At 36.5% G+C, this 12,760-nt stretch carries 3 protein-coding genes; all 3 read right to left on the bottom strand.

Annotation, left to right across the window (positions count from 1 at the left end):
• Positions 1 to 91 precede the first annotated feature (91 nt).
• The 3 genes from K7B67_RS03955 to K7B67_RS03945 all read right to left on the bottom strand — a co-directional run bounded on the left by K7B67_RS03955 (position 92) and on the right by K7B67_RS03945 (position 12,752).
• The gene (locus K7B67_RS03955; protein WP_252179080.1) at positions 92 to 4,165 is read right to left on the bottom strand and encodes a hypothetical protein; all 4,074 of its coding nucleotides are present in this window, start codon (positions 4,163 to 4,165) and stop codon (positions 92 to 94) included.
• Positions 4,166 to 4,351: 186 nt separating this feature from the next.
• On the bottom strand, positions 4,352 to 8,353 hold the full coding sequence (locus K7B67_RS03950) for a hypothetical protein (RefSeq protein ID WP_252179079.1): 4,002 nt from the start codon (positions 8,351 to 8,353) through the stop codon (positions 4,352 to 4,354).
• Between the two features lie 178 nt (positions 8,354 to 8,531).
• On the bottom strand, positions 8,532 to 12,752 hold the full coding sequence (locus K7B67_RS03945; RefSeq protein WP_252179078.1) for a hypothetical protein: 4,221 nt from the start codon (positions 12,750 to 12,752) through the stop codon (positions 8,532 to 8,534).
• Between the last annotated feature and the right edge of the window lie 8 nt (positions 12,753 to 12,760).

Genomic DNA, 12,760 nt, shown 5'->3' with positions numbered 1-12,760 from the left:
AAAATTTTCTATAATGAACGTCAATGGTCGAGTACGCATTACTGGCTGAATCCTGTGTCGAATGCTTCCAATGGCTGGTACCTATGTTAGCTTATAAGTTACTGGTGGGTGTGCCGGGCGTAGTAAGGAGTGCTCCAACACTGGTTTGAATCATTAATGATAAGGGGTTGCTGTCCTGTAAAGTCTCATCCATCGGAGTGGTTCGTGACAAATTAACAGCCATATTCTGGGGGGCTTCAATACTGACCGCCGCATCAAAGTGTTCCATAAGAGCCACAGAACTGGGGTAGTGGATAAGATAAGCTGAAGACTGATGAGGGTCTACCATAATTTGGGAGACGAAGAGCTTAGCCTGATCGAAATTCTGGCTTAACAACAACTGTAAAAGTGTTCCCCTTTGTCTTTCAGTGAGATCAGGAAATTTGTAATTTTCGTTTTGTAACAGAACGGCCAAAAGGTTAGGAGCAAGATTAACCCAACGCCTCAGGTCATACATCTCGTGAAAAGACCCATTGTGGCCTTGTGTAATCACCGGGAACCAGACACCCTGTGTCGGCACCAGCAAGGCAATAAGCTGGGCATCGCCAAATTGTTGCAATCGGCCTAACTCTGACTGAGCGAAAGAGTCTGAATCAGTAATGATTTTATTATTAAGAATGGCCGGAATCATGCCAGCATCGATCCCCAATAGTAGCTCAAGCTCTTGCACCAGTTTTCCTTCGTCAGAATCAATCGAGAAATAAATCTGACGAAGGTTATAATCTATTGTCTTCCTTATTTTTTGCTGGTTCCATGGGCCTGCTTGTCTTGTCCATATATTCCTGTTGAATATCTCTGCAATGGACGAGTACATACAGTTACCATCACCATTAATCCTTATCAGCTCAAAACCGTCGGGGACCGGGTTATAATGATAATCAGGGCCGACCCGTTGTTTTTTTGGATAGCTCTTTTCCATCTTTTTAAATAATTTCCCAGCTTGTTGCCTGATGTATCTGTCTTTTTCCATGCAGATTTCGTGAAAAGGCCTTACCAGTGTTTTTTTTGGTTTGCCAGTGGTTCTGTTTTTGGTACGCCCTTTCCCTCTTATGGAGTCTCTTGTTTCATAAAGTTGACGACAATGGTAACAAGTTTGTCTGAAGCCACCCTGCTCATTCGGAGCGTTGATCAGAAGCTCTGGCGTATTCTTTCTGAATAAAGAGATTAATTCATTTGTTTTTTCCTGGCAAAAAAATTCTGATTTTTGCTCTGTGTTTTTCAAAAAAGCATGCAGTGTAGCTTTTACCTCGTTGTTTTTTGTTCGACTTCGATAATTTTCTAAAACACTGAGCGTAAACTTATCTAAAAACTCATTGCTTTCGAAATCCATATCGTCGGAGTAATAGCTGGCGACAGGCAACAATTGACGCAAAAACACTGGAATAAGATTTTTCTCTCCATCAAGAATATTACGTATGCTCTTGATACTGGACTGAAGACTTTCTACCTCACTTTCATAAACAGTAAAGTCGATTTTATTTTCTTTATTACGATCGAAGACGATTTTAGTAATAAGGAAATCAGTAATTTGCAATACATTAAAAGCTAAAGAGATACCTTTTGGGTTGGCAGTGTAGATACTTTCCAGACTAAATTGCTCTGGTTTTTTTATAAGTTCTTTGATGATTCCAGTAGTTGCATCAAACTCGTTATATAAAAGAGTCCTAACACATATTTCAATGAGATAGTTTATAACAATACGATGAATAAATTCTTCCTTGTCCCGTTCGCTCATTCCGGATAGATGACTAAGGCTTGGAGCCAGGTAGCCAACAAAATAGGCTAAATCTTTGATAATATTCTTGTCAATATTGCCATTAATGACATGTTCAAAAAAAACATTGTTCGCCTCAGCAATTGAGTAATCCTGACGAGTGATAAGGGAAGACATCTGAACTTGTTGCAGCAACAACGCTAAATAGGCCTGAGTTGGCACCCAGTCATTCTCCTTTGGCATGAATAATGACTTGGTAATAATGTTATTACCAAAGTTAGAAACAGCGCCTTTTTTTAGATTACTTGGGATTTGTAATTCACTGCTTGATAAGTCAAACATTGACATCAAAGCGAATTTTTTTTGAATTTCTGACATGTCATCTCTAATAGTGGGTATCCAGACATTGGCATGATTTCCATACTGAGATCCTCCTCTAAACCGTTCTGTTGTCTGTTGCGTTTCTACAGGTAAAATAAGTTTGTATTGATAAATCATATTATTAGCTTTGGCTAATTTCTTGTTTTCAAATAAATGTATTTCCCATTCTATGGGTTTGCCTAGCTTGCTTTCGTTAAGCTTCTCTTGAATTGTCAGCTGGCGCGGATTTTCTGGAATATAATAATATTCATCCAAACTGCCTTGTTCAGGTATTGCATTTTCAAATGCATGCTTTTCATAACCAGGAACTTTAACAATCATCGTCAGGAAGTCATGCTTTCTCTTGTGTCTGGCTTTTGAGTTTCTTATCCTTATCCCATCTAAAACCTGTTGAAAATTATGTTCACCCAGCTTTTGATTTTTATAATAAACAACAGGTTGAACTCTTTCAGGTATTGCAAAACCCGACTTCATTCTAGCTTCATCGATTAGGTCATAAATGTTACTGATTGCAAGATAATCAAATTCTACAATCTTAGCTTCAGCATACATTTGGACAGGAATAAAAATATCAGTTCTTGTTGATTCATCCTTCTGTGTATTATCGAATTCTGTAAACTCTGCATTGAACTCATCATCAATCACCAAATAATCGAAGGTTGGGTCTTCTCCATCTTTTTTTATTCTTTTACGTACGCTTTTTTTTATCTTGTCATGATCTGTTTCTACATAAAGGCGCTTGTGAACTTTTTGAGCTCGATTATTAACGCGGATTATTTCTTTTGCAATCAATCTTCGGGGGCTTTTTTCTTTAAAGTTATAGGCAAGAATGCCTTCTGATCTTATGTCTAAGTCAGATAGCATAAAATTAATAATGTTCAAAATTTGCTCTTCTATAGAAAAGTTGTCTGATCCATAGCGTACACGTTTCGAGCAATAGGACCACCAGTATTCGTTAAAATCATGGTTGAACCTTTTAGAGCTTTTAAAGCTTTGCATCAGGCAAAGTTCATTTCCCATAAGGTGGGATACCCTTGGAGCATATTCAACATCAATGTCAGGGCCTTCTGTACCAATATTGTCAAAATTAAACACGACTCTAAAAAATGCATCTTTCCACCAACCATAGGGTGCTACAAAATCCAGTGACACCTCAAACATATTACTGTCGTTAATCGTTAAACTAAATTTATCGGGATACTTCTTATTAAGAAAAGCTTGAAGTTTATTAACTGCAATATAAATCTCTCTAGCTTTGGATGCAGAGTTTATTGTGGTTGATGTTTGTATAAGCGATAAGTTAACATCATTGGGTGAAATTATTTTATCACCATCTTTTAAAGTTCCTTTCCGAATGATATTGACATCGGTCAGAACAAATTCTCCATTGCGTAGCACGTGCAGTAAATTATATGGATGCCAGAAAGGATCTATTGAATGAATATCAAAGTCTTTATTTTTTGCTGATCTAATAATATTTGTTCCCAGATGTTGATAAGCACGGTCTTCATGATACACACTTATCCAATTCGTACTCTTTTGGAGCGATTTTTGAGATCTTGCTAACAATTTTCGTGCATACTTTCTGACAACACGGGCTGCTCTATTATGTTTATTGACCGTTAGGTGTTTTACACTTTTTTTGCCGATCCTGTTTGCTGTATCGAAGTGAATCATTACCTGAACAAGATTAAACGTCCTTAACAGGCTATAAGGTATTCCAAACTTGGTAGCACTCGCTTTGACACCCATTGTTTTGGCTATTTCCTTATTTTCATTTTTTAAAAATTTATATCTTTTTTTTCTATCCGCGTTTGCCATCGCGTCGTCAATGTAACGTTCAGCTTCCCTGTATAAACCTTTTTCTTCAAGTTTTTGATTAAGTTCTCGATACTCTTGGAGGGTGAGCTGTTTTAGTATGCTTCTATGCTTTTTGTCTAGTGCAAGAGCACTTTCTGACATTAACATTATCAATAAAACGATAAAATAAATGCTGATTTTATTCGATTTAGATAAGGCAGTAAAAATCATACTTGGCAATCCTTATGATATCTAAAACGTTTCTGCATTGAACGTCACTGGCTATGTATATCTTAGCAACCCCGGTAGCGAATGAAGAGTAGCTTGTTTTAAAAACATCTGCTTTCCGATTGTTGGCACAAAGCTTCAAGCTTCAAGCTTCAAGCTTCAAGCTTCAGGGCTTTCTTCAGACGGCGGTTACATAGTACTGGTGGGTGTGTTTGACGTGGTAAGCAGTGCTCCAGCTAGAATCATTAACGATAAGGGGTTGCTGTCTTGTAAAGCCTCATCAACCTCAGCGGTTTGTGATAGATCAACCTCTGTATTCTGAGCTGCTTCAATGCTTACTGCTGCATCAAAGTGTTCCAGGAGAGCAGCAGAACTGGGGTAGTGAATAAGATAAGCTGAAGACTGATGAGGGGCTCGCAGAATTTGAGAGACAAAGAGCTCAGCTTGATCGAAACTTTGCTCTAACAACAACTGCAAAAGCTTTGTCCTTTGATGTTCAGTGAGATCAGGAAATCGATAATTCCCGCTATTTAACAGCATGGCCAAAAGGTTCGGAGCCAGTTTGACCCAACGCCTCAAGTCATAAATCTCGTGATAAGTCCCATAGTCACCTTGGGTAATGACCGGGAACCAGACACTCTGTGTCGGCACCAGCAAAGTCATCAGCTGGGCATCGCCAAATTGTTGTAATTGGCCTAACTCCGACTGACCGGAAGAGGCTGACTCGGCAATGACATGGTTATCGAGAACCGCTTGAATCAAATCAGCATCAATCCCCGATAGTAGCCCAAGCTCTTGCATCATTTTTTCCTGGTCAGAATGATTCTGAATCGCGGAATAAATCTGGCGAAGGTTATCATGCATCATCTGCCTTACTGTTTGCTGGTTCCATAGTCCTTCTTGCCTTGACTGCTCATTTCTGTTGAATATCTCTGCAATGGATGAGTACATACAGTTCCCATCGCCATTAATCCTTATCAGCTCGAAACCATCGGGGACAGGGTTATAGACATAATCGGGTTTGAGAATCTGTTTTTTGGGGTATCCCTTTTCCATTCTTTTATATAATTCCCTTGCTTGTTTCCTGATGAGCTTGTCTTCTTTCATGCAACCTTTGTGTAAAGGCTTTATCCGCTTTTCTTTGGATTGGACAGTGGCTCTGCTTATCGTACGACTACTTCCTCCTATGGGGGTTTTAGTGTCATAAAGTTTACGACAACGGTAGCAGGTTTGTCTGAAACCACCTTTTCCATTCGGAACATTAATCAGAAGCTCTGGAGTTTTTTTCCTGAATGAAGAAACTAATTCATCCGTTTTTTCTTTGCTGAAAAAATCCGATGTTTGTTCTGTGTTTTTTAGAAAAGCTTGCAGTGAAGCTTTTACTTTTTTGTTTTTTGTTCTGTCTTCATACTTTTTCAAAACGTTTGACGTAAATTTATCTAAAAATTCTTTATTTTCGAAATTCAGGTCGGCTGAGTGATACTTGGCAGCAGGATACAAGTGATTTAAAAAAAGTGGAATAAGATTTTTTTTGCCATCAATAATATTACGCATATTCTTGATATCAAGCTGAAGCGCTTCTAACTCATAATCATAAAAAGTAAGATCGAAAGTCTCTTTCTGAAAAGGATTAAAGGCAATTTTTGTAAAAAGGAGGTCAGAAATTTGTAATACATTAAAAGCTACAGCAATATCTTTTGTGTTAGAAGCATAGATGTCCTCCAGGCTGAATTGCTCCGGTTTTTCTATAAGTTGTTTTACTATTCCAGTACCGGTATTAAGTTCGTCGTGCATCAGAGTCCTGACACATAGTTCAGTGAGGTAGTTTAAAACAATGCGATAAATAATTTCAGTCTTATCTTGGCTATCCATTTTATGTACGGTTCTCAAACTTGGAGTCAGATGGCCAAGAAAAAATGCCAAATCCTTGATAACATTTTCGTCAATATTTCCATTAAGGACACTTTCAAAAAAAACATTGTTTTCTTTAGCAATAGAGTAATCCACATGATCTATAAGGAGAGACATCTGAACTCTTTGCAGCAAAAAAAACAAATAAGCTTGAGTGGGTAACCATCTATCGTCCTTAGGCGTTAATAATGCTTTGGTAATAATGTCATTACCCAGATTTGAAACGGAGTATTTTTTGAGATTATTTGGAATTTTAAATTTATGTCTTGATAAGTCATACATGCACATCAAAGCGAACTTTTTTTCGACTTCCGACATATCATTGCTAACAGTAGGTATCCAGACGTTAGGCAAACTTCCATACTGAGATATTCCTCTATAGCGTTCTGTTGTCTTTTCTGTGTCTGAAGGCAAAAGTAGGTTGTATTGATAAAGCATATTATTAGCTTTTGCCAATTTTTTATTTTCAACTAAATGTATTTCCCATTTTATGGGTTTGAGTGACTTGCTTTCGTCAACTATCTCGTTCGGCGTTAAATGGTGCGAATTTTCTGGAACGTAGTAATAGCCAGATGAGTTGGCTATAGCATTTTCAAATGGTTGCTTTTCATAAATAGGAACTTTAACAATCATCGTTAAAGTGTCATGATTTTTCTTGTTTTTATTTTCTTCTTCTCCTTTTTTCTTCTTCTTTATATCACCCTTCTTTATTCCATACAAAGTTTGTTGAAAATTATGGCTATCCAGTTTTTTATTTTTGTAATAAACAGTAGGTTCAATATCTATTGGTATTTTAAATCCCGACTTTCTCCTGGCTTCATTGATAACGCCACTAAAATTTATAAAGGAGGTATAGTCAAATTCAACAATCTCAGCTTCATTATACATTTTGACAGGAATAAAAATATCAGTCCTTGCTGATTCTGAATCCAACTCATCAATCAGCAAATACTCAAAAGCCGGATCTTCTCCATCCTTTAGTCTTTCATGTACACTTTTTTCTATCTTACTATGATCGGTTTCTATATAAAGAAGTGTGTTAGCTTTTTGTGCTTCGGTATTTACGTTGATTATTTCCTCTGTAATCAAATTCTGTTGGGTTTCTTCATCGGTACTATAGTGAAGAATACCTTCTGATTTTATATCTAAATCAGCTGCCATAAAATTGATAACATTTAAAATCTGCTCTTCTATAGAAAGAATCTCTGGCTCATAGCGTGCAGAATTTTTCTGCATCACGCAAAGTTTCTTGCCAGTAAGGTGGGCTACCCTTGGTGAATATTTAACATCAATTTTTGGTTCTCCGCTATCAATATTATCAAAATTAAACTTTATTCTAAAAAATGCATCTTCCCACCATCCATAGGGTGCCACAAAGTCCAGAGTCACCTGAAACATATTTTGGTCATCGATACTTAATGTGAATTTATCTGGATATTTATTGTTAAGGAGTTCTTTAAGTCTATTAACTGCAATATAAATCTCTCTGGCTTTTGATGCGGAATTTCTCGTGAGTAATGTGGGTGAATTTCTTTTTTTATCCTGGTGAATTATTTTATCTCCATCTTCTAAACTTTCTTCCCGAATTATATTTACATTGGTTAAATGAAATGATCCATTACGTAGCAGGTGTACTTGAAGATCTGGATGATAAAACGGGTTAATTAATTGCAAATCAAAGTCTATATTTTTTTTTACCTTAATAATACGCGTTCTGCGTCTGTTATAACCTGGGGGTTCATAGAGCAGCTTTACCCAATTTGTATCGTTTGTCGACTGTTGCTCATCTCTTTTGGACAGCCATCTATTGACGTAATCTATAACAGCACTGGCTGCTTCATTACTTTCAACAGCCGTTACTTGCTCTGAATTTAAGAAGATTGATTGCTCGATAGGTTCTGCTTTGGCATAATGAATCATTGCCTGAACAAGATTAAACGTCCTTAGCTGGGTGTGAGGTATTCCAAATTTAGTGGTCTTATCAGTAGCCTTAACACCCATTTTCTCAGCTATTTCCCTATTTTCGTTAACAAAGAAATGCTTTCTATTTATTTTATTAACATTTGACATAACTTTATCAATATAGGATTCAGCTTTCCCGTACAAACCTTTTTCTTCAAGTGCTTTATCAAGTTCTGCATATTCTTCAATGGTGAGTTGTTTTAGTACACCTTTTTGTTTTTCGTTCAGTGCAAGAGCTCTCCCTGATATCATGGTTATTAATAAAGCGATAAAATAAATTCTGATTTTATTTAATTTAGATAACGCAATAAAAATCATACTTGGTAGTCCTTATAGGCTATTAAAACTTTCTGAATTGAACGTCACTGGTAAGGTTTTTCTTAATAAACACTGTAGCGAGTAAATACTAGCGTATTTTAAAAACATCTGCTTTGCGATTGCTTATTATTATTTGATCATCCCGTTCACCTCTGGCGAAACGGCAAAATGGCGTTTCTTACATAGTATTGGTGAGTGCATCTGGCATAGTAACGAGTGTTCCAAGACTGGTTTCAATCATTAACAATAAGGGGTTACTCTCCTTCTCATGGTAAGTCTCATTGGTTGAAAGGGAAGAAGTGGGATTAAGCTCCATATTCTGAGCTGTTTCAATGCTTACTGCTGCATCAAAATGTTCCAGAAGGGCGACTGAACTGGGGTAGTGGATAAGATAAGCCGGAGAGTCATGGGGGGCTGCCAGAATTTGAGAGACAAAGAGCTCAGCTTGATCGAAATTTTGCTCTAACAACATTTGCCCTAACAACAACTGCAAAAGCTTTTCCCTTTGATTTTCAGTGAGATCAGGAAATCGATAATTCTCATTTTGTAACAGCATGGCTAAAAGGTTCGGAGCCAGTTTGACCCAACGCCTCAGGTCATAAATCTCGTGATAAGCCCCGCAGTTACCTTGGGTAATGACCGGGAACCAGACACCCTGTGTCGGCACCAGCAAAGTCATCAGCTGGGCATCGCCAAATTGTTGTAATCGGCCTAACTCCGACTGACCGATAGAGGCTGAAATTGTAATGACATTGTTATAGAGAACCTCTGGAATCAAGTCAGCATCGATTTCCAATAGTAGCCCAAGCTCTTGCATCAGTTTTTCCTGGTCAGGATGATTTTGAATCGCTGAATAAATCTGGCGAAGATTAGAATCCATCATCTGCCTTACTGTTTGCTGGTTCCATAGACCTTCTTGTCTTGATCGTACATTTTTGTTAAATATCTCTGCGATGGATGAATACATACAGTTACCATCGCCATTAACCCTGATCAGCTCAAAGCCATCAGGGACAGGGTTATAGTAGTTGTTTGCTTCGGACATTCGTTTTTTGGGGTATCCCTTTTCCATTCTTTTATATAATTGTTCTGCTTGTTTCCTGATTTGCTTGTCTTTTTTTATGCAACCTTTGTGAAAAGGCTTTATCAGCTTTTCTTTTGATTTGCCAGTGGCTCTTGATGTGCCAGTGGCTCTTGATGTGCCAGTGGCTCTTGATGTGCCAGTGGCTCTTGATGTGCCAGTGGCTCTTGATGTGCTAGTGGCCTTGTTTGTTGTACGACTACTTCCTCTTATGGGGGTTTTAGTTTCATAAAGTTTACGACAACGGTAACAGGTTTGTCTAAAACCACCTTTTCCATTCGGAACATTAATCAGAAGCTCTGGGGTATTTTCCCTGAATAAAGAGATTAATTCATCTGTTTTTTCTTCACTGAAAAAATCCGATTTATATCCTGTAGTTTTTAGAAAAGCGTGTAGTGACGTTTTTACTTCTTTATTTTTTGTTCGGTCTTTGTACTTTTTTAAAACGGTTAACGTGAATTTATTTAAAAACTCTTTGTTTTCGAAATTCAAGTTGGCTGATCGATACTTGGCAGCAGGATGCAGGTGATTAAAAAAAAGTGGAATAAGATTTTTATTGCCATCAATAATCTTTCGCATATTCTTGATATCAAGCTGAAGCACTTCCACCTCACGATCATAAAAAATAAGATCGAAATTCTCGTTATGAAAAGTCTCGTTATGAAAAGTCTCGTTATGAAAAGTCTCGTTATGAAAAGTCTCGTTATGAAAAGTCTCTTCCTGAAAAGGATCAAAGGCAATTTTTGTAAAAAGGAAATTAGACATTTGTAATACATTAAAAGCTGTAGCAATGTCTTTTTTGTTGGAGGCGTAGATGTCTTCCAGACTAAATTGCTCTGGTTTTTCTGTAAGTTGTTTTACTGTTTCAGAACTGGTATCAAATTCGTTGTGCATCAGAACCCTGACACATGTTTCAATCAGGTAGTTTAAAACAATGCGATAAATAATTTCTGTCTTATCTGGATTATCCATTCTTTGTAAAGATCGCAGGTTTGGAGTCAGATGGCCAAGAAAAAATGCCAAATCCTTGATAACATTTTCGTCAATATTTCCTTTAAGGGCACTTTCAAAAAAAACATTATTTTCTTTAGTAATTGAGTAATCCTCATGATCTATAAAGAGAGACATCTGAACTCTTTGCAGTAAAAAGTGCAAATAAGCTTGAGTGGGTAACCATTCATCGCCCTTAGGCGTTAATAATGCTTTGGTAATAATGTCATTACCCAGATTTGAAACGGAGTGTTTTTTGAGATTGTTTGGAATTTTAAATTTATTTCTTGATAAGTCATACATGGACATCAAAGCGAATTTTTTTTCAACGTCTGACATATCTTCTCTAAAAGTGGGTACCCAGACATTGGCGAAACTTTTATACTGATTTCCTCCTCTATAGCGTTCTGTTGTTTTTTGCGTATCTGAAGGCAAAATAAGGTTGTATTGATAAAGCATGTTGTTAGCTTTTGCCAATTTTTTATTTTCAACTAAATGTATTTCCCATTTTATGGGTTTGAGTATCTTGCTTTCTTTAACTATCTTGTTCCACGTCAAATGCTGTGAGTTTTCTGGAACATAGTAATAGCCAGATGAATTGGCTATAGCATTTTCAAATGGTTGCTTTTCATAACCAGGAACGTTAACAATCGTCGTCAAAGTGTTATGATTTTTCTTGTGTTTATTTTCTTCTTCTTGTTCTTTATTCTTCCTCTTTATATCACCCTTATTTATTCCATGCAAAGTTTGTTGGAAAATATACTTATTCAGTTTTTTGTTTTTATAATAAACAATAGGTTTAATATTTATTGGTATTTTAAACCCCGACTTCCTCCTTGCTTCGTGTACCAGATCATTAAAAGTTTTAGTTGAGGTATAGTCAAGTTCTACAACCTCAGCTTCATTATACATTCTGACAGGAATAAAAATATCAGTCCTTGTTAATTCTGAATCGAACTCATCAATCACCAAGTAATCAAAAGCTGGATCTTCTCCATCCTTTACTCTTTCATATACACTTTTTTCTATCTTACTATGATCGGTTTCTACATAAAGAAGTGGAGTAACTTTTTGTGCTTGGGTATTTGTGTTGATTATTTCTTTTATGATGACATCCTGAACACTTTTTCCGTGCAAATAACATGAAAGAACACCTTTTGTTCTTATATCAAAGACAATTATCATATAATTGATAATACTCAAAATCTGATTTTCTACCGTTAAATTTTCTGGTTCATGGCATAGCTGTTCGGCACAATTCAACGACCATTTATAGAGCAAACTTAAGATGGGTCTATCAGGGTTTTTATACATATCCATCACGAAAGTGGAACTTTTAAAAAGATGGGATATCTCTGGTGCACATTCAATAGTTATGTCTGGTTGTTCATTACCAATGTTGCTAAACATAAGCACCACTCTAAAAAATGCATCTTTCCACCAACCATAGGGGGCGACAAAATCAAGAGATACCTCAAACATATTTCTATCTTTGATACTTAATCTAAATTTTTCTGGATAGTTCTTGTTAAGAAAGGCTTGAAGTCGATCAACCGCGATATAAATCTCTCTGGCTCTGGATGCGGAGTTTTTCACGGGTGGTTCTAATTTTCGTTTAAATGGCTTTAAGCAGGGTGAAATTATTTTATCTCCATTTTTTAAATTTCCTTGTCGAATGATATTGACATTGCTTAACACAACTTTTTCATTACGCAGCAGGTATAGTTCATGATCAGGATGGCCAGACGGAAGTATTGATTGAAAACTGAATTCTTTGTTTTTTTCTGCCTTAATAGTACGTATTTTTTCTGGATACAAAACCCGATCTTCATAAAGCAGATTTATCCAATCTGTACCATTTGTGGGAGCTTGCTCGGCTCTTTTTGATGACAATCTGTTTACATAGTCAATAACAACACTGGCAGCTCTATTATCTTTATTTATTGCAATGACAGATTTTTCTTCATGATTATGATAAATCATGGCCTGAACCAGATTAAACGTACTTAATAAAAAGCAAGGTATTACAAAGTGAGTCGTATTATCACTAGCCTTAATGCCTGTTTGTTTAGCTATTTCCCTATTTTTGCGTATAAAAAAATTATTCCTTTTTCTTCTTTTAACGTTTGCCATCGCTCTATAAATGTAAAATTCAACTTCCCTGCATAAATTTTTTTTAAGTTCTTGATCAAGTTTTTTATACTCTTCAATGGTGAGTTGTTGTAGAAAGCTTTTTTGTGTTTCGCTGAGTGCAAGAGCACTTCCTGATATCAGTGTTATCAATAAAAAGATAATATAAGTATCGATTTTTAATACACTGAAAGTCATACTTGGCA

Origin of the sequence: Endozoicomonas sp. 4G (assembly GCF_023822025.1) — a bacterium.
Taxonomy (GTDB): domain Bacteria; phylum Pseudomonadota; class Gammaproteobacteria; order Pseudomonadales; family Endozoicomonadaceae; genus Endozoicomonas_A.
Note: the sequence above shows the minus strand (reverse complement) of the source record. Positions and strands in the feature narration are given on the sequence as shown.

Excerpts from the sequence above, each read along its gene's own strand:
- K7B67_RS03955 (WP_252179080.1), bottom strand. The coding sequence starts at position 4,165 with ATGATTTTTACTGCCTTATCTAAATCGAATAAAATCAGCATTTATTTT.
- K7B67_RS03950 (WP_252179079.1), bottom strand. The coding sequence starts at position 8,353 with ATGATTTTTATTGCGTTATCTAAATTAAATAAAATCAGAATTTATTTT.
- K7B67_RS03945 (WP_252179078.1), bottom strand. The coding sequence starts at position 12,752 with ATGACTTTCAGTGTATTAAAAATCGATACTTATATTATCTTTTTATTG.